The sequence below is a fragment of the Clostridiales bacterium genome (genome assembly GCA_017961515.1).
Classification (GTDB): Bacteria; Bacillota; Clostridia; order Acetivibrionales; family RGIG10202; genus RGIG10202.
The window spans coordinates 1-19456 of the sequence record JAGCXC010000031.1 but is presented as its reverse complement, the minus strand read 5'-3'; the positions used below and the strand labels follow the sequence as shown (position 1 = coordinate 19456).

The 19456-nt window shown below is 31.6% G+C and carries 21 protein-coding genes, 4 tRNA genes and 1 other RNA gene; 22 read left to right on the top strand and 4 right to left on the bottom strand.

Annotated elements, in window-relative coordinates; all coding sequences use genetic code 11:
• Nucleotides 1-178 precede the first annotated feature (178 nt).
• The 12 genes from J6Y29_02120 (at nt 179) to ssrS (ending at nt 6797) form a co-directional block, all read left to right on the top strand.
• Complete coding sequence (locus tag J6Y29_02120; GenBank protein ID MBP5426682.1) at nt 179-322, top strand: hypothetical protein; 144 nt, start codon at nt 179-181, stop codon at nt 320-322.
• Between the two features lie 235 nt (nt 323-557).
• Nucleotides 558-634, top strand: a tRNA-Arg gene (locus J6Y29_02115).
• 29 nt (nt 635-663) lie between these two features.
• Entirely contained in the window at nt 664-1176 is a 513-nt protein-coding gene (locus tag J6Y29_02110) for a nucleoside deaminase (GenBank protein ID MBP5426681.1), read from the top strand.
• A tRNA-Ser gene (locus J6Y29_02105) sits at nt 1153-1245 on the top strand. Before J6Y29_02110 ends, J6Y29_02105 begins: the two co-directional genes overlap by 24 nt.
• A gap of 24 nt (nt 1246-1269) precedes the next feature.
• Entirely contained in the window at nt 1270-1743 is a 474-nt protein-coding gene (locus J6Y29_02100; protein MBP5426680.1) for a hypothetical protein, read from the top strand.
• A gap of 41 nt (nt 1744-1784) precedes the next feature.
• Entirely contained in the window at nt 1785-2261 is a 477-nt protein-coding gene (gene greA, locus J6Y29_02095) for a transcription elongation factor GreA (GenBank protein ID MBP5426679.1), read from the top strand.
• 55 nt (nt 2262-2316) lie between these two features.
• Nucleotides 2317-3783, top strand: coding sequence for a lysine--tRNA ligase (gene lysS / locus J6Y29_02090; GenBank protein ID MBP5426678.1), 1467 nt, complete (start codon nt 2317-2319; stop codon nt 3781-3783).
• A 101-nt stretch (nt 3784-3884) separates the two neighbouring features.
• Entirely contained in the window at nt 3885-4436 is a 552-nt protein-coding gene (locus J6Y29_02085; GenBank protein MBP5426677.1) for a hypothetical protein, read from the top strand.
• A gap of 15 nt (nt 4437-4451) precedes the next feature.
• A complete protein-coding gene (locus tag J6Y29_02080) occupies nt 4452-5291 on the top strand; it encodes an Asp23/Gls24 family envelope stress response protein (GenBank protein MBP5426676.1) in 840 nt (279 codons plus the stop codon).
• Nucleotides 5281-6159 (top strand): 8-oxoguanine DNA glycosylase, encoded by an 879-nt coding sequence (locus J6Y29_02075; protein ID MBP5426675.1) that lies wholly within the window; start codon nt 5281-5283, stop codon nt 6157-6159. The genes J6Y29_02080 and J6Y29_02075 overlap by 11 nt, the downstream gene beginning before the upstream one ends.
• A gap of 46 nt (nt 6160-6205) precedes the next feature.
• Nucleotides 6206-6463 carry a DUF3343 domain-containing protein gene (locus J6Y29_02070; protein MBP5426674.1) on the top strand — a complete coding sequence of 86 codons (258 nt, stop codon included), beginning with the start codon at nt 6206-6208 and terminating at the stop codon, nt 6461-6463.
• Between the two features lie 119 nt (nt 6464-6582).
• Nucleotides 6583-6797, top strand: a non-coding RNA gene (ssrS, locus tag J6Y29_02065) — 6S RNA.
• Between the two features lie 10 nt (nt 6798-6807).
• Here ssrS and J6Y29_02060 read toward each other — a convergent pair.
• Nucleotides 6808-8166, bottom strand: a complete 1359-nt coding sequence (locus J6Y29_02060) for a hypothetical protein (GenBank protein ID MBP5426673.1) — start codon at nt 8164-8166, stop codon at nt 6808-6810.
• Nucleotides 8167-8655: 489 nt separating this feature from the next.
• On the opposite strand from J6Y29_02060, the gene J6Y29_02055 reads away from it, so the two are divergent.
• From J6Y29_02055 to J6Y29_02010, 10 genes are all read left to right on the top strand, one after another.
• Nucleotides 8656-9924, top strand: coding sequence for an ankyrin repeat domain-containing protein (locus J6Y29_02055; GenBank protein ID MBP5426672.1), 1269 nt, complete (start codon nt 8656-8658; stop codon nt 9922-9924).
• A gap of 554 nt (nt 9925-10478) precedes the next feature.
• A tRNA-Thr gene (locus J6Y29_02050) sits at nt 10479-10554 on the top strand.
• Between the two features lie 117 nt (nt 10555-10671).
• Nucleotides 10672-12069 carry a cysteine--tRNA ligase gene (locus J6Y29_02045; GenBank protein MBP5426671.1) on the top strand — a complete coding sequence of 466 codons (1398 nt, stop codon included), beginning with the start codon at nt 10672-10674 and terminating at the stop codon, nt 12067-12069.
• A complete protein-coding gene (locus tag J6Y29_02040) occupies nt 12054-12506 on the top strand; it encodes a Mini-ribonuclease 3 (protein MBP5426670.1) in 453 nt (150 codons plus the stop codon). The genes J6Y29_02045 and J6Y29_02040 overlap by 16 nt, the downstream gene beginning before the upstream one ends.
• Nucleotides 12503-13258 carry a 23S rRNA (guanosine(2251)-2'-O)-methyltransferase RlmB gene (rlmB, locus tag J6Y29_02035; GenBank protein ID MBP5426669.1) on the top strand — a complete coding sequence of 252 codons (756 nt, stop codon included), beginning with the start codon at nt 12503-12505 and terminating at the stop codon, nt 13256-13258. The genes J6Y29_02040 and rlmB overlap by 4 nt, the downstream gene beginning before the upstream one ends.
• 58 nt (nt 13259-13316) lie before the next feature.
• Nucleotides 13317-14183 carry a decaprenyl-phosphate phosphoribosyltransferase gene (locus J6Y29_02030; GenBank protein MBP5426668.1) on the top strand — a complete coding sequence of 289 codons (867 nt, stop codon included), beginning with the start codon at nt 13317-13319 and terminating at the stop codon, nt 14181-14183.
• A 21-nt stretch (nt 14184-14204) separates the two neighbouring features.
• A complete protein-coding gene (locus tag J6Y29_02025) occupies nt 14205-14720 on the top strand; it encodes an acyltransferase (GenBank protein ID MBP5426667.1) in 516 nt (171 codons plus the stop codon).
• A 4-nt stretch (nt 14721-14724) separates the two neighbouring features.
• Complete coding sequence (locus J6Y29_02020; protein ID MBP5426666.1) at nt 14725-15807, top strand: glycosyltransferase; 1083 nt, start codon at nt 14725-14727, stop codon at nt 15805-15807.
• 25 nt (nt 15808-15832) lie between these two features.
• A complete protein-coding gene (locus J6Y29_02015) occupies nt 15833-16333 on the top strand; it encodes a DUF4330 domain-containing protein (protein MBP5426665.1) in 501 nt (166 codons plus the stop codon).
• 2 nt (nt 16334-16335) lie between these two features.
• Entirely contained in the window at nt 16336-17862 is a 1527-nt protein-coding gene (locus J6Y29_02010) for an O-antigen ligase family protein (protein ID MBP5426664.1), read from the top strand.
• Between the two features lie 3 nt (nt 17863-17865).
• Here J6Y29_02010 and J6Y29_02005 read toward each other — a convergent pair whose 3' ends face one another.
• The 3 genes from J6Y29_02005 to J6Y29_01995 form a co-directional block, all read right to left on the bottom strand.
• Entirely contained in the window at nt 17866-18486 is a 621-nt protein-coding gene (locus J6Y29_02005; protein ID MBP5426663.1) for a hypothetical protein, read from the bottom strand.
• 15 nt (nt 18487-18501) lie between these two features.
• Nucleotides 18502-19206 carry a hypothetical protein gene (locus J6Y29_02000; protein ID MBP5426662.1) on the bottom strand — a complete coding sequence of 235 codons (705 nt, stop codon included), beginning with the start codon at nt 19204-19206 and terminating at the stop codon, nt 18502-18504.
• A gap of 109 nt (nt 19207-19315) precedes the next feature.
• Nucleotides 19316-19391 (bottom strand) — tRNA-Thr (locus J6Y29_01995).
• Between the last annotated feature and the right edge of the window lie 65 nt (nt 19392-19456).

Genomic DNA, 19456 nt, shown 5'->3' with positions numbered 1-19456 from the left:
GATGCTTTTACTGTAGGAGCAAGTTCTTCATTATTAGAGGAATGTAAGAAGAATACAAATGATGATACCATATTAAGCTTATTAAAAATGGGTTGTGATGTAAATGTGAGAGATGAAGATGGTAGTACACCATTAATGATAAGCGTGCGAAAATAAAAATGCGACAATAATAAAGGAATTGATAAAAATAGGTGCAAAGGAAAAAATAGAAGACAAAAAAGGAATGACAGCATTAAAGATACTTGAAAATAAAAATGATAACCTTTTTATGAATATATATTTAGATGCAATAGAAGAACGACAAAAAGGTTATGCTTTTTAATTTGGTAGGTTGAATTTATAATAAGGTTTAAACCTTCTACGCAGTGTATTGTGTAGTAGGTTATTTTTATCTTTCTTTGGTTAAAATGATATTTAGTATATGGGAGAATAATTTATTTTAGGACATTATCATATTTCAATCATAAAAATAAAAAAATTACTTCATTTTTACTTGACACATGTGATAAAAGGCAATATAATATGAACTGGTTAGTTTTGGAGGCCATGTTTTTTATGCGCCCATAGCTCAGCAGGATAGAGCGTCGGTTTCCTAAACCGCAGGCCGGAGGTTCGAATCCTCTTGGGCGCACCATAAAATATTAGAAGAGTTGTGTTTTTATGATGGATTGTGTGAATAGTTTTGAGAAAGGGACGCACGAGTGGTTTATGTTTGAAGCATATTTAGAAGCAATGTGCGCTTATAATCTTGGAGAGTGCCCTGTAGGAGCCGTTATAGTCAAGGATAAGGAAATTATAGCTAGAGCACACAACAATAAAGAGTTAAATAAAGATCCGGTGGGTCATGCTGAGGTTTTATCTATACATAAGGCGTGTGATGTATTGGGGGATTGGAGACTTAATGATTGTGATATGTATGTCACGTTGGAACCATGTTTAATGTGCGCTGGAGCGCTAGTACTGGCGAGAGTCAGAAAGGTTTATATAGGCGCTAGAGATTTGAAAGCTGGTGCAGTTGACTCGGTTTTTAATGTGTTAGATGAAACAAGGTTGAATCACAGAGTAGATTATGAGATAGGGTTGTTAGAAGATTTAAGTTCTAATATTTTAAAAAAGTTTTTTAAACAGTTAAGATTATCAAAAAAAATATGTGGAGAAGTATCGAAGTGGTCATAACGGGGCTGACTCGAAATCAGTTGACGGTTTCAGGATCGTCCGTGGGTTCGAATCCCACCTTCTCCGCCAATGATATAGGAGTGAAAGTTTCAAGTGGAATTATTTTACGAGATCTTGGTGAAAAAAGAGTTAACCTTAAAAGATAAAGCTAGTACGATTTTATGCATAGCCGTTATACTTGTTACAAGTGTATTTGGGGTGGGCGTGAATTCGTTTATTTTTATGTTTGCGCCGTTTGTGTTTGTGTTAAGTTTTGTGGCTATATATTATATAATAGTGTACAGATATATAGAATTTGAATACATACTTGTAAATGATGAGCTGGACATAGATAAAATAATGGGTAAGAGAAAAAGAAAAAAGCTGGTAACGATAAAAAAGTCTAATGTTGTACATGTTGGAAGTGTTAGTGATAATGAATATAAAAAGTACAAGAAAGCTAGTAGGAAAGTTATAGAGGCTATGTCTTGTAAATCTCAGGATAATTGTTATATAGCTTTGAATGATAATAAAAGTACATTAGTAATTATAAATAAAAATGATGATATATTAAAGGCAATAAGATAAGAAAAACAAGAGATTTGTTTGAGAATAGGGGGTCAATAAATATGACAGATAAGAAAGTAGTTTTAACTTGCGAAGGATTGAAAAAAGTTGAGGATGAGTTAGATTATTTAAAAGGACAAAAGAGAAGAGAAGTTGCAGAGCGTATAAAACAAGCGTTATCATTTGGAGATTTATCTGAAAATTCAGAGTATGATGAGGCAAAAAACGAACAAGCTCAGGTTGAGACAAGGATTATGCAACTTGAAAAGCTACTTAAAAATGCTCAAGTAATAGATGAAGATGAAGTTACTACAGATGTAGTTAGTGTTGGATCCAAGGTAAAAATGTTGGATATGGAATTTGATGAAGAAGTAGAGTACTTAATAGTTGGATCTACAGAGGCGAATCCTGATGATAGCAAAATTTCTAATGAGTCTCCTGTGGGTGCTGCAGTTATAGGAAGAAAAGTGGGAGATATAGTTGAGGTTGAAGTTCCTGTCGGAATAGTTAAATACAAGATATTAGATATTAAAAAATAAAAGAATATTTTGAACGAGCGTGGGAAAAGAAATTTTCAGATTGGAGGTATGGATGATGGAAGGACAAGAGATAAACGACTTATTAAAAATTAAAAGACAAAAGCTAGCTGACTTGCAGGCAGAAGGAAAAGATCCATTTAAAATAGTTAAGTTTGATCAGGCAAATCATTCTAAGGAGATAATAGATAACTTTGATTCGTTTGAGGGAAAAGAAGTATCTATAGCGGGGAGGATGATGTCTAAGAGAGGAATGGGCAAAGCTAGTTTCTGTGATATTCAAGATAAAGAGGGAAGAATACAGGTATATGTAAAGCTTGATGCTATAGGAAGTGATCAATATGAAGATTTTAAAAAATATGATATTGGTGACATATTAGGAATCAAGGGAGTTGTGTTTAAAACTCACAAAGGAGAAATTTCGGTAAGAGCTACAGAAGTTGTGCTTTTGTCTAAATCTTTACAGATTTTGCCTGAAAAGTGGCATGGGTTAAAGGATGTAGAGTTAAGATATAGACAAAGGTATGTGGATTTAATAGTTAATCCAGATGTGAGGAAGACATTTTTAACAAGAGGAAAAATAATTAGTGGAATAAGAAAGTATTTAGATGACAGGGGATTTTTGGAGGTAGAGACACCAATATTAAATACAATAGCTGGTGGAGCTGCAGCAAGACCATTTATTACTCATCATAATACTTTGGATATGGATTTGTATTTGAGAATAGCTCCAGAGTTGTATTTAAAAAGGCTTATAGTGGGTGGCTTAGAAAGAGTATATGAGCTAGGGAGAATGTTTAGAAACGAAGGAATGTCAGTTAAACATAATCCAGAATTCACTATGATGGAAGTATATCAAGCGTATGCTGATTACAAAGAGATGATGAGGCTTACAGAGGATATGATATCTACCATAGCTAAGGATGTTTTAGGTACAACTAAGATTGAATACCAAGGACAAGAGATAGATTTAACTCCGCCTTGGAACAAGATCACAATGATAGATGCAGTGAAGAAATATTCAGGTATAGATTTTGGTGAGATAAAATCAGATGAGGAAGCAGTAAAAGCTGCACGTAGTAAGAACGTAGAAGTAGAAGATAATGCTACAAGGGGAGAAATTTTGAATTTAATGTTTGAGGAGTTTGTTGAGGAGAATTTAATACAACCTACGTTTATTATAGATTATCCTGTTGAGATTTCTCCACTTACTAAGAGAAAGCCAGATAAGCCAGAGTTGACTGAGAGATTTGAATTATTTATAACAGGAAGAGAAATGGCTAATGCTTACTCGGAGCTTAATGATCCGATAGATCAAAAAGAAAGATTTTTGGATCAGGTTAGAAAAAGAGAAGCTGGAGACGAAGAGGCTAATATGATGGATGATGATTATGTAACAGCATTAGAGTACGGATTGCCACCAACAGGAGGACTTGGAATAGGAATAGATAGACTAGTGATTTTGTTGACTAATTCGGCGTCCATAAGAGACATATTACTGTTCCCAACTATGAAGCAAAGGTAAATTCTTAAGAAATAGGATCCCACTGTAAATGTATAGTGGGGCTTCCTATATGAGATATAAGAGATTAATGAGGACAGAAGAAAATTTAAGGGGAATCACGAATGGGAGAAAAATTTGCAGTCATAGATACGGAAACTAATTGGCACAATGAAGTTATGTCTATTGGGGCAGTTATAGCAGAAGATAAAGAATTTGAAGTAATAGACACAAAATATATAGTTATAAAAGAGGCGGCTGAAGTAGGAGGGCTTTTTTCTAAGGCTTTATATATTGAAGGCCAAAAGGTGGAAATAGGGAAAAGAGCAAATGCAATAAATCGCCTGATAGAGTACCTTAAAGAAAATGAAGTTAAGTTGATATTTGCATATAATGCATCTTTTGATTGGCGTTGTTTGCCGGAGTTAAGAGATTTTGAATGGCATGATATTTTAAAAAAAGCTGCGTATAGGGATTATAATCCGTCTATTCCAGATGATGCAAATTTTTGTAAAACCGGTAGACTAAAGAGTGGATATGGCGTAGAAAATATAATTAGAATGTTTGGAGAAGATGACTATAAAGAAGTGCACAATGCACTAGAGGATGCAGTGGATGAGTTGAGAATAATGAAATATTTGAAGTATTCTATAAAAGCGTACAATAAATTGATGTAAATGGTGGAGATTTATTTGAAAGTAATAGGATTTGTTGGAGAAAGTGGATCAGGAAAAAGTTATAGAGCAACTTGGCTTGCTAATAAAAAAAATATAGATTGCATTATTGATGATGGATTATTAATAAGGGGCGCAACTATATTAGGGGGAGAGTCGGCCAAAAAAGAGTTGACAAAAGTAGGTTCAATAAAGAAGGCTTTGTTTACTAAAGATGAAGATGCGGAAGAAATGAAAAAAATCATACAGGAAGTCAATCCAAAGTCAATATTAATACTAGGTACGTCGGATGGTATGGTTGATACTATCGCTAAAAGATTAGAATTACCTAAAGTAGAAAAGAAAATTTATATAACAGATATTGCAAGCAAATATGAGATATCACAAGCATTAGCTATAAGAAAAGAACAAGGGAAACATGTTATACCTGTTCCAACGCTAGAGATAAAAAAAGAGTTTTCGGGATATTTTTTGGATCCGTTGCAGATTTTTAAGAAGAGAGGAAGTTATCAGGTTGTAGATGAGAAATCAGTTGTGAGGCCTACATTTAGCTATTTGGGTAAATACACAATATCTGACTATACACTTTATCAGATAGCACAATTTGTTGTTTCAAAAATTCCGGGGATAAAGAAAATCTCGCGTTTTAGGGTTGAAAAAGATGTAAGTGGAATTTATATGGATATGGATTGTATTTTAATTTATGGCTGTATAATAAAGGAAGTACTTCGTAGAGCACAGATAGAGATAAAAGAAGAGATAGAGCATTTGACGGATCTCAATATAAAAAGATTAGACATATTGGCAAAAAGTTTGGTAATGACAAAAAAAAGAGAGGGAAAAAGTAGTGAGATTTAAAATTTTAAGTCAAGAAAACAAGGTTATAATAGAAGATGTAAAAGATTTTAATTTGAAACATATATTTGGGTGTGGTCAATGTTTTAGGTGGCATGAAGAAAAAGATGGTAGTTATACCGGAGTTGCTTTTAACAAAGTGATTAATATAAAGAGTAGAGATAATATATTAGAGATAAACAATACTAATGTAGAAGATTTCAAAAGCATATGGTATGAATATTTTGATTTGAGTAGGGACTACGAAGAAATAAAAAGATGTGTATGCAAAGATGATGTAATGAAAAAAGCAATTGAATTCGGAAGCGGGATAAGATTATTGAATCAGAGTAAAAAAGAGCTATTGATATCGTTTATAATATCTGCAAATAATAAGATTAGCAGGATATCGAATTCAATAGAGCTTTTGTCACAGAAGTTTGGTAGGAAGATATTTTACAATGGTAAAGAATATTATACATTCCCGAGATTACAGAGTATAGCTTGTGCAAAATTAGAAGATTTGGAGAAAATAAAAGCAGGTTTTAGATGTAAGTATATACAAAACAGTGCCGAGATCGAGATGGAGGAAATGTACTTAAAGACGTTGGAGTATAAAAAAACAAAGGATGCGCGTAAAATTTTGCAAAGTTTTCCTGGAGTGGGACCGAAAGTTGCAGATTGTATATTATTGTTTAGTGGTATTAAAAGGGATGTATTCCCAACAGATGTTTGGGTAAAACGAGTTATGGAAGAGTTATATTTTAAAAGAGAGGCAACATTATCTGAAATACAGACCTTTGCTAGTGAATATTTTGGAGAATATGCGGGTTATGCACAACAGTATTTATTTTATTATGCGAGAGAAAATGGAATAGGAGTAGCAAAATAAAAGTTTTGTGAATATCATGTAACAAAAACGATAAGTGGTGCATGTTATGTACGGATTAGCAATATTTGATTCAGGGAACTATGCATATAATTTAGCCAGGGTGTTAGAAGAAAAAAATATTAAGTGTGAAATTGTTCCTATACCGTGTCAGATAGCCAAGAATGGGTGTGGGCAATGTATAAAGTTTGAACTATCTGATATGGATAAAATTATTTTAGAAAGTAAAAATTCTAAAATAGGTATAAGAGAAGTATATAAAATTGGTATAAAAAATGGAAAAAATGAGTATACTAAGATTAGATGATATATCTAAAAAGTAGGATAAATAAAGAGATATCATTAGGAAACAAGAGGTAAGATGTGCTAAAATAGTTTTTGAAAATTGTTAAAAAGGAATAAAGATGTTATAATGAGAGTAATCAAAGATTACTGGGATGTACGGAGGCCTATTATTTTGAACCTACATTTATAATAAGGGAGTTCGGAAGTTTACTAGTATAGGATCAGGCCACAAGATAATTCCGAAATTTGTACATGAGGCAAATTAAACGGCAGTGGAAGATTTAAGCTTTTAACAGGACACCCACCTAGCCGGGGCTAGGTGTCAAAATATAGGTAAACGGCATTCTGGTTTGGGTCTTAAACTTATTAGTTTAAGACCTTTTTAAATGTTTTTCCCAATATTTTTTTTAAAGAGTAGAGTTTACGTTTTTTGTGAGGACTAATTTTTGTATAAGGAGAATAATTTGGAGTATTTATATGTCCGTAAGAATTTTTTAATTCTTTTAAAAAATTTTGATATTCAGTTTCAGCATCTAATATACTAGGTTGTTGTAAGTTTAGTCGAGGAACATTTTTAATGGAATTATTTTTTAAATTAGTATATTGTGCGTTAAGTGATTTATACATAGATTTTAGCTCAGACACTTCGGAATTTAATGATTCAAATTTATTTTTCAAAAGATTTAAACTATCCAAAACAATAGTTTTAAAATCATTTGTAGATATTGCACTTACATTAGTGTGATCAAGTGTAAGTTCATTAAAAGATACTAGTGTATATCCATTTAAAAATGTAGCGGGTATGACATTTGAAAAGATATGATTTTTTTTAGCATTAGACTTAAATTTAACACAGGATAATTCTCCGTTCATAGAGTATTCATTTATAGTAGACCAAGAGAGACCATTATCTTGTGATTTAATGAAGTGTATGATATCTTTTTTTATCCAAAATATAAATATTGTATCTGCTAAAATCAACAAATTTGCATCAGAAATATTGACGATTGGGCATTTAAATATTGAGGAATTGCTGTTTGAATAATATATGGTATTGAATTTCTTTTCTATGTAGAGTATATGTGTGATATTATTGTTATCAACTAGTGCATCTAATAATTGAATATCAGAGTTAGAGTTTGTAACTTGAGAAAACTTGGTCCACATAGATTCAAAAGGGGAATATATTTTGTAACCTAGTTGATAAAACTTGCCATCAAAAAAGCAGTAATACAAAGATATATTCCCTAAGCTGTCAACAAAAACAGAGTAAGGATAAAGATTTTTAGATGATGAAGCAAGTATTTGGGGATTTGATAAAGTGGCGTTTTTTAATATTTGGTGTGATAGTATAAGGGAATTTTTATAGTGTAGTATATAAAAAAAGTGTATACTATCATTTAGCGGAATTAAACGAAGATGTTTATTGTAAGTTGAAGGTGTTTTCGATTTTAGTATTTGAATTGTTTTTATGGATTTGGAGTTTATTAATGTATAAAAAATATCTCCTTTTATATTTTGATAAATCAGATGAAAGGAATTTTTGTTGTCTATATCTGCATAAAAAGAAGGGTATATGTTAGTTTTTATTATCGTAGGTTTACTCCATTGCTTTTTTTTATTGAGCGAAGAATAGCATAAGTTTTTATTATTATCTACAAAAAAATTCCAAGTATCGTTATTAAATAATTTAAATAAAAATTGGGAGTTGTCTCTATCAAACATAAAAAAACCTCGTTTTAAGTATTTATTTTTAAATATATGCTATATAAAATACAAATATATATAAATTTTGTGGTATCATCCATCTACATATATCTCAAATTTTTGAAATTCTCAATATTGAGCTAAAATCCTTTTTGCACCAACGAGACTTTCTGTGATGTAGTACTAATATTAAGATTAAGATTTAATTTACCCCCTTGTAGCTTTACGGTTCATTCCCTTTTATGTTAAGGTATTTAATATTTTCATGCTTTTATTTCTTATTTTTTTACTTCTTGATTTTTGTATCTATATTTGCGTATAAAAAACCACTTTCTTGTTCTGTCTTATTCTTCTATATAGAAGATTTACTTCGAGAGTGTTTTGTAATATAATACCTTAAAAGGAGTATTTTAAAAAAATACAGAAAAATATTTAAAGGTAGGAGTGTACAAAGACTAAAAAAAATGAACAAAAAATTAAAGGGAATGAGTGCAGGAGGTAATTTTTATGATTGAATTGAGAGAAAAAATGAGAAAGGCATGTAGAGAAAAAGATTTGGGCCAGGTAGACAAAATTTTAAAGATGGTTAAGAATAAAGAGGATTTAGAAGCTATGGATAATTTATCAATGTATTATGCATATTCTGGATGGGACAAAGATATAATAAAAAAAATAATAGATAAAAGTAGAGAACTAAATGCTAAAGATTACTTAAACAACTTAAATATCCAAGGAGAATGTCTATTGCATATGGCAGTTTGGAATGGAGATTTAGATATTGTGAATATGCTAGTAGAAGCTCATGCGGATATAGATAAAAGAAGTGAATTAGGGTTTACACCAGCATTTATAGCGAGCATGGGAGGGGATATAGGAGCAGAAATATTGAGAATGCAGATAACTGCACCCACAAAAATATACAAAGATCATAGGAAAATATTGAATTGTTTAATAAGAGCTGGAGCAAATATAAATAAGGCGGATAAAGATGGGTTTACACCATTATATGTAGCATGTCAACTAGGTTATAGGGAGATGGTTGATGATTTGATATTAGCAGGAGCAAATTTGAATAAAGCAAATAAAATGGGGCTTACGCCATTGTATATAGCTTGTCAAAAAGGGTATAATTCTATAGTTTGTGCATTAATAGAAGGTGGAGCAGACAAGAATGTAGCCACTCAAATGGGAGAAACTCCTTTACTTATAGCGTGTCAAGAAGGACAAACAAAAGTAACAAGAAGTTTAATTAAGTTAGGAGTGGACATAAATAAAGCTGCATTTGATGGAGTTACACCACTTTATATAGCAAGTCAAAATGGTTGGTTGGATATAACGTGTATGTTAATAGAAGCAGGAGCTGATGTAAATATTGCTAGTGATGATGGAATAACACCGCTATATATAGCGAGTCAAAATGGAAATTCCAAAATAGTTAGTAAATTAATAGAGGCTGGATCGGATTTAAATAAGAGCAATAATAATGGGGTTACACCACTTTATATAGCTTGTCAGAAAGGATATGAAGGAGTAGTAGAATTATTAGTGAAAGCAGGGGCAGATATAAATCAAAAAAATAGAAGAGGGTTTACACCAATGGTTATAGCAAAGTTATTAGGGCATGATAATGTAGTGGATATATTAAAGAGATTTCTTGAGGATAAAGCTAGATTTGAACAAAGGTCGAAAATATTGCCTAAGATGGAGACAGTTAATGAGGAAGAAAAAAAGAAAAAAAATAAGAAAAGAAGTAAGAAGACAGGTAAAAATAAGTGACATCCTCTTCTACCTACACCTCAAATTTTTCTCATAAAATTCTAAGGCATTGAAGCTTAAGGGTTTTTTTTGCACTACTTATGTAAATAGTTGTTTTTTCCCGATAGCACAAATGTGCTTAAAACAAGTACAAACAAACCTTATAAGCCCATGAGTTTTTACTTCATATGTTAAGGCATTTGCTATTCTAATGCCCCGTATTTTATATTTATTTATGAGGGAAAGCTTCTTTCCTCATAATTCCTCACATTTTATCTATATAAGCTAAGGTGCAAAAATTTTCGTAATAATGATAATAAAAAGCTCTTTTTAAAGTTAAGCTAATAGTACCATTAGTTTCAGTTATAAAACCGAGTAATTTAGCTATAGCTATATCTAGGCCATACATTTTTTTAACAAAAGCACAAGATGTTGCGCCCAATTAATGTAAATGACTTTTTTGATTTAAGATATCTAAAAAATTCCTATTTTATCTTGTAGACACCTTGACTTTTGTTAAACTACATGTTAATGTAAATAATATAGTTTGTGTTTGGAATAGATTTGTTTGTGTTGCCCTCATGGCTCAGTAGGTAGAGCGCATCCATGGTAAGGATGAGGTCACCAGTTCGATTCTGGTTGGGGGCTCCAATTTTTTAAATAAGGTTATTATACCTTGCAGTACTCTAGGTAAGTATTGCTGCGGCTAGTAGAATTTTTGTGTGTGTAACATATTATGTGTATGTATGAATATTTGGGGGTAGTGGAATGAAGTTATTTAATTCGTTAACAAGGAAAAAAGAGGAGTTTAAGTCAATTGAGCCAAACAAGGTGACTATGTATTCGTGTGGGCCTACAGTATACAATTATTTTCATATAGGTAACGCAAGACCTTTTATAATATTTGATACTTTAAGGAATTATTTAGAGTATAGAGGATATGAAGTGAAATTTGTTCAGAATTTTACAGATATAGATGATAAGTTGATAAATAAGGCCAAGGAAGAAAATACAACAGTAGAGAATGTTGCAAAAAAGTATATAGAGGAGTATTTTATTGATGCAAAGGGTTTGGGAATAAGAGAGGCAAGTGTGCACCCTAAGGCTACAGAGAATATAGAGGAGATAATCGGTTTAATAAAGAAATTAGAAGAGCGAGGATATACATACGTTGTTAGTGGAGATGTTTACTTTAAAACCAGAAAATTTGAGGGTTATGGAAAGTTGTCACATCAGGATATAAATGATTTGGAAGTTGGAAATAGAGTATCAGTGGATGAGAGAAAAGAGGATCCGACTGATTTTGTATTATGGAAAGCTAAAAAACCAGGGGAGCCTTTTTGGGAGAGCCCTTGGGGAGAAGGAAGACCGGGTTGGCATATAGAATGTTCAGCTATGGCGAATAGGTTTTTAGGAGAGACAATAGATATACATAGTGGTGGGCAGGATTTGATTTTTCCACATCATGAGAATGAGATAGCTCAGAGTGAAGCGGCGCATGGGAAGCCTTTTGCAAATTACTGGTTACACAATGGTTTTATAAATGTTAACAATGAGAAAATGTCAAAGTCATTGGGGAACTTTTTTACAGTGAGAGACATAGTAAAGCACTTTGATTACAGAGTGGTAAGGTTTTTTATGATTAGTTCGCATTACAGAAATCCGATAAATTTTAGTTTTGAGCTATTGGAGTCAGCTAAGAATAGTTTAGAGAGAATAGATAATTGCTTAGATAATATAAATTATCTTTTATCTAATAGTGATGTGCCAGAAAAAGGAAAAGATACTCAATTTGAAAAGTCCATAGAAGAAAAAAAGAATCAGTTTATAGTGGCTATGGATGACGATTTGAATACAGCAGATGCAATATCTGCTATATTTGACATGGTGCGTATTGCGAATAATAAATTCGTGGTATATAAAACGTATACAAAAGAAGAATTGTCACTAGTAAAAGATAATATACAAGAATTGTGTAATGTGCTTAGAATATTGAAGGATAAGGATGAAGGCCTAGAAAAAGAAATAGAGGATTTAATAAATAAGAGACAAGAAGCAAGGGCTAATAAGGATTGGAATACGGCAGATAGAATAAGAGATGAACTTAAGATGAAAGGAATAGTTTTAGAGGATACTCCAAATGGAGTAAAATGGAAGAAGGTATAAATAAAAATATGATTGATATAAGTAAAGATAATGTAGATGCAAGTTCGTATCAGCCGTTGATATTGGCATATATGGGAGATGCTGTGTATGAGGTATATATAAGGGAGATGCTTATTAAGAGAAAGAAAGTATCTGTGCATAAGTTACATGTGTTAAGTATAAAATACGTAAAAGCTTCAGAGCAGTCTTTCATATTACATGAACTTTTGGAGGAGTTAGCACAAGATGAGTTAGAGGTGGTAAAAAGGGGAAGGAATGCTAAGTCAGCGACTATTCCTAAAAATGCGAAGGTATCTGATTATAGATATGCAACAGGTTTTGAGGCGCTTATAGGGTATTTATATTTAAACAATAATAAAGATAGGTTAGAAGAGATAGTAGAGAGGGCTATAGATATAGTAGATAAAAAAATGTTAAAGGATGTAGAGAAAAGTTGAGAGATAAAAAAGATGTACTAGAGGACAAGATAGAAGGCAGAAATTCGGTATTGGAGGCTCTAAAATCAAATAGGACTATCAATAAGATATTAGTGGCAAAAGGGGACAGAGAGGGCTCAGTGAAAAAGATAATAGCGCTTGCAAAAGAGAAAAAGGTGATTTTGCAAGAGGTATTGAAGCAAAAATTGGATTCCCTTTCTGATACAGGAGCTCATCAAGGAGTTATTGCTTTTGTGTCACCAATAGAGTATGTGGATGTTAGTGATATACTAGAAGAGGCAAAGGGAAAAGGGGAAGCTCCATTTGTGATTATACTAGATGAAATAGAAGATCCACATAACTTTGGCGCAATACTAAGGACTGCAAATGCAGTAGGTGCACATGGGGTTATTGTACCTAAAAGAAGATCGGTTGCAGCGTCGGCTATTGTATCCAAGGCATCTGCTGGAGCTATAGAGTATGTTAAAGTTGCTAGAGTGACCAATATAGCCAATACAATAGATTATCTAAAAGAAAAAGGTGTATGGGTTTATGGAATAGAAGCAAGTGGAAGTAGCAAATTTTATGAGGCAAACTTAAAAGGACCAATTGCAATTGTGATAGGTAGTGAAGGAAGGGGAATTGGTAAGTTAATAACAAGTAAGTGTGATTTTTTGTTAAGTATTCCAATGAAAGGTGAGATAACATCATTAAATGCATCAGTGGCTGGGGCTGTAGTTATGTATGAAGTGCTAAAACAAAGAGAGATATAACAGAAAAACAATAGAGGCAGGTTTTTTAAAAAAGATACATAAGTATGGAGGCAGAAAAATGAAAAATAAATTAGACTTGATTGGAAGGTTACTAAGGGTAAGGCAATGGATAAAAAATCTTTTTATTTTTGCGCCTATCGTGTTTGCACAAAAAGCATTTGATGGAATAAGTGTTATCAAAGTGTTAGTTGCAGCAGCGTTGTTTTGTTTGCTTACATCATGTGTATATATACTAAATGACATAGAAGATATGGAAAAAGATGTACTGCACCCTATAAAAAAGCTAAGACCAATAGCAAGTGGAGAGGTATCCAAAAAGAATGCGTTAATACTAGTTGCGATATTGTTGCCAGTTTCTACAGTATTGGGTGTTTTTTTGGAAGTTAATTTTGGGGTAGTAATGATACTTTACTTTTTGAATAATTATTTATATTCACGTTTTTTAAAGCATATGGTCATAGTAGATGTTTTGTCTATAGCAATAGGATTTGTTTTAAGAGTTATAGCAGGAGCTGAGGTTATAGATATTTATGTTTCTCCATGGATACTTATATGTACTTTATTTTTGGCGTTATTCTTAGGACTTAATAAAAGAAAGAATGAAATGTTAATTTTGGGTAGTGAGGCATGTAAATTTAGAGAAAACTTAGATGAGTATTCGCTAGAGTTTATTGATAATATGCTTTCGGCGGTTATCGCAATGACATTGATAGCATATTCGTTATACACGTTTTTTTCACATAATGATGTTTACATGATGACATCTACAATACCAGTTGTTATATATGGAATATTTAGATATCAATATTTGGTATATAGGAAAAATGAGGGCGGGAGTCCAGAAGATACAATTTTGTCAGATAGAGCATTGTTAGCTACGATTGCTATTTGGGGTTTGATTGTTATGTTAGCAATATATTTTTAATAAGGGAGAAGGTTATAACTTATGAGGAAGATAGCTTTGATCTTATACTACTTGATAGCGAAACATCTACCTGGATCAGATTTTCCATTTTTGAAAATATCCCGGAAAATAAGAGGTTTTTTATGTAAGAAAATTTTCAAAAGTTGTGGGAAAAATGTTAACATAGAAAGAGGAGTTTTTTTTGGGAATGGGGGTGAAATCTGTTTAGGCGATAATTCAGGGATAGGGATAAATGCAAGACTGTCAGGCCCCATAGAGATAGGTAAAGATGTTATGATGGGACCAGATGTGATTATATACACTAAAAATCACAATTATTCTGATATAAATGTACCAATGATAAAGCAAGGATCTACCGCAAAAGACAAAGTAGTTATAGAAGATGATGTATGGATAGGAGCAAGAGTAATTATATTAAAGGGAGTTCATATAAGAAAGGGTGCGGTTGTAGGTGCAGGTTCAGTTGTAACAAAAGATGTCTTGGAGAATGAAGTTGTTGCTGGGAACCCTGCAAGATTAATAAAAAAGAGGGGATAGTGTTTTGAAATCAATATTACATTTGATGAATTTTATTAACAACGGGGGAGCAGAAAGATATATAATTTCGTTAGCTAAGGGCCTAAAAGATAAAGGATTTAAGTTTTTTGTAGGTGTGTCCAAAAGAACATACAACAGTTGTGAAAAAGAACTTGAAATGTTGGGAGTAAAGATAGTTCTTATTCCTATAAAAAATGTGTTAGATATATTTTCAGCAATAAAAATAAGTAATTTTTGCAGACAAAATAATATTGATATCATACACACACATTTTTTGAGAGAAAATTGTGTGGCCATAGTATCTAAAATATTTGGGAATAAAGCTTTTATAATAAATACATGTCACATGAATTGGCATAACAGAAGAGATGTACAAATTCTAAACAGAGTTTTAACACGTTTTAATAAGAAGATTATAGCGGTTAGCAAGTCGGTTGAGGATAATTTGATAAAGGAAGGAATAGATAAAAACAAGATACAAGTTGTATACAATGGAGTTGATTATAGCTATTGGAGCCAAGACATTAAATCAACTATAGGTGAAGAGTTTAATATAAATGAGGATGTATTTAAGGTAGTAACTGTAGCAAGGTTTAATGAGGAAAAGGGATATTTTTATTTATTAGACATAATAGAAGAGATAAAAAACAGGATTAATCTAAATAAGTTTAAATTTATATTAGTAGGTGATGGGGAATTAAGACATGAAGTGGAAGATTATGGGGCTAGTAAAAATATTTTAGATGCTATAATTTTTACGGGATTTAGAAGTGATATAAAAAACATATTAAAAGGGGCCCATCTTTATATATCCCCGTCTAAAAATGAAGCGTTGGGAATATCGATACTCGAAGCAATGGCATGTGGAGTACCGGTTATAGCAACTAATGTAAGTGGATCAGCTGAAATTTTAGGAGAGGACAGCCAATACTTAATTGAATATGGAAATAAAAAAGATGGGGCTAATAGGGTATTGCAAATATATAATAATTATGGCAATATAAAAGAGTATATTGCTAAAAAAGAAAAAGATAGAATAAAATACATATTTAATATTGATGAGATGTTGAGAAAAACGTATAGTTAAAGTTAAAGAGGAGGATGAAATAATAATGAGAATAATAGATGAAAAAGGAAGAATATTGGGGAGAGTTAGTGTAATAGATGTATTAATATTCATTTGTGTAATTTTATTGGGGATAATAGGTATATATAAGTACGTAAATAGGGAAAGAAGTAATAGTGCCAATAAAGTAAATCAGAAGTTAGTAATAACATTTGTAGCAGAAGAAGTGCCAAGTTATGTTGCAGATACGCTAAAAGAAGGGAAAAAAGTTAGGGATTCTGCATGGATGTCGAATATTGGAACAGTAGTAAGTTATAAAGTTGAGCCTTCTATTTCATATGCTACAACATTCCAAGGTGATTATGTGAAAACAACAAAGGAAGGTTATAATTCAGTTGAAGTTGTGATAGATGGTGAAGGATATTTTGAAGATACAGGAATAAGGATAGATGGGCAGTTATTTTTAGTAGGTAAATATATGGTGATGGAAATAGGAGAGAGTGCGTATTGGGGAAGGTTTTCTTCAATAAAACCAATAGGGGGATAAAAATGACAGATAGTATACTGATAAATTTAGGACTGAGATTTATAAATGCATTAAAGTACATGCTAGAGAGTAGTGTAATATATAATTTGTTTCGTGTTTTTTTCAATTGGCTGGTAAAAGATATAAAGAAAAGTAGGTTCATAGGATTTATATGCAAGGATGAAAAAACATCGTTTTACGCGAAGTATAGTGCAATCTTAGGGAATATACAAGATGTACTAAGTCGATTTAGCGTGTATTGCAGAAATTTTTATGATCAGAAAAAAGAGATGTTGCACGCAAGTAAGTTTTTTAAAATGCTTACGTTTATTAGTAAGGATATAATTTTTGCGTTGGGTGTGTTTGTTTGTTTGCAGATGATAATACCAGAGAGCAAGTGGCATAATATTTATAATATATTATTTATAGTATTTACTGTGTTAGTATATTTAGTTAAGACAACGATAGATATAAGATTTAATATGAATTTAAATAAAATAGATGTATCAATATTGGTATTTATGGCGACAGTTCTTTTGGCTGTGTTTAATTCCAGATTTAGTATAGATTCAATAAAATATTTAATTTTTTATGTATCGATATTTTTATTTGGGTTTATACTTGTTAATTCTATAAGGAATAAATATGCGTTTATTAAATTTGTAAAATTTATTGTAGGTATGTCGGTTTCGATATGTGTATTTGGTGTAATACAATTTATTTTGGGTATACCAGTAGATCCTTTATTGATAGATTTAAATATGGGACTAATGTTATCTAGAGTGTATTCTACATTAGGTAATCCTAATGTATATGCGGGAGTATTAGTATTAGTGTTGCCATATTACATGTTGTTATTTTTAGAATTTAATAATACTAGAGAGAGAATATTAATTGCTCTTATAGGTGCGCTTGCGTTGTGTAATATAGCATTGACTTATTCTAGAGCCGCATATGTTTCTGCGATAGTAGCTATAGGTACATTTTTAATTTTAAAAAATAGAAAGATGTTTCCATTAGTATTGATAGGAATGATTATTGCTATTCCGTATATTCCTTCTAATGTACTGGAAAGATTATTAACCTTGGGGAAAGATACATCTAGTAAATATAGATTTGATATATGGAGTACATCGTTTAAGATTGTAAAAGATAATTGGTTTTTGGGAATAGGTATAAATATAGAAAAATTTAAGCTATTGTTTACGCAATATTCAAAATATAGTCCACCATCACATACACATTTATTCTTTTTGCAAATATGGTTGGAATTAGGGTTATTGGGTTTAATGTCTATGATTTGGATGCTACTAAGGTTAATAAAGTGGGCTTTGAAAATATTGATATTAGAAACAGACAATAAAATGAACAATATAATAATCGCAAATATTTCGGCAATAGCAGGGATAATTTTGTTTAGTTTTGCAGAAAACATAGGTTTCAGTCTTAGAATGTTGTATATGTTTTGGATAGCTGTTATGTTGTTAGTGGTATCGTTAAATATATCTGGGAAGCAGTATAAAAAATTAGATATGCAAATTATAGAGTAGAGTTTATAGAGAGAATTTTTTAGCTAAACGTGGTAAAAGATTTTTTTTGCTTTTGTCTATACCGCATATAAAGTCGAGAATAGAGCACTTGTCGCAAGAAATATTTTTGCTGCAAGTGTAGATACCACAAGGTATACTAGTTATGATTTTTTTAATAGATCTTATCAATCTTCTTGCACCTATAATGCTACCAACCAAGCAAATAGACATCATTGGAAGTTTTACTTCATAAGATCCGAAGCAGACAGATGTAAATAAGTTTAATAGGTTAAATACAAGAAAAGAAATTGTTGCAGTTAATATTTTATTAAAAGCAATAGAAGACTCTTGTAATATATATGAAACGACGGCAATGGGTGAGAGTAGTGCTTTAATACATCTTCTAGCGGAAGGCGTGATTTCTAGTTCAAATTGCCTAGGGTCATATTTTTTATTTTTAAGTTTTTTAGAAAGCTTAAAGTTTTTCTCTATTTTTGGAGTTTCTAAATTAGGCCAATAACTACTAAAAGCGAGATTTCTATTATCTTGTGTGTAAATGTTGGGTGTATTTTTTTTTATTGCATAATTCGGTAGAGGCAAAACGTTAGTTTTTTGTTTACCTTTTTCATTTTCTAGAAGTAGCATATAAAGATCCTCCTTTTAAGAATCATTTAATGTCATATCGTTTATACCAAATAAAAAATTTAAAAAAGAGCATTCTGGATCTACTAAACTAAAGTACCAAGAGTAAGTTCCTTTAAATACACTAAGAAATAAATTAAGTACGGATTGTAAAACCCCTTTAATAGAAAACACTCCTACTATTCCTGATATTCCAAGAAGAATATATCGAAAGTAGGATAGAGAAAAATTATCTAAAAAATAAAAAAAGATTACATCAGATAAAGCAAAAGCAGAGACAAATGAAAGGGCTGTACTAAATGATGTTATCGCAAATCTACCCACATGAAAAAATATAGCCACTGGAGAAACTAAAGTTTTGAGGCATAACAAAGCGTTATGTGTAAGGGATACATTTGAAGAAATATCAAGATTATCTATATGTCTTAAATTATGTATAGAGTTTTCTAAAAGATGAGTTTTGTCCATTAACATAGTTGATCTTTCCTTTGTATGAGAAAGATCCTCGAAAGATATATTTCTATCAAAGAGTGAATCATTTGAAAAAGGAGCGGGAGTCTTAAAGTTTTTATCTAAAGACAAATGTCTAGTATGTGATCTCTTAAGAGTGGGAACCTTACGTATAGGTTTACTATGAAACTTACCTGTAGCATGTAAATTTAAATTATTAGAAGGTATATCTCTTAAATTTAGCGGTTTTGACATATTGGAATTAAGATCCATAATAAGTCCCCCCTATTATCAAAAGTTATATTTACCTTTATCTATATCAAGATATAGATAAAAAAAACCAACGCATCAATAATAAATCACCAACACGTCAGTTTAAGTTTGGAGCTGGTGGACGGAATTGAACCCCCGACCTGCTGATTACAAGTCAGCTGCTCTACCTGCTGAGCTACACCAGCAAAATGGTGGGCACTATAGGGCTCGAACCTATGACCCCCTGCTTGTAAGGCAGATGCTCTCCCAG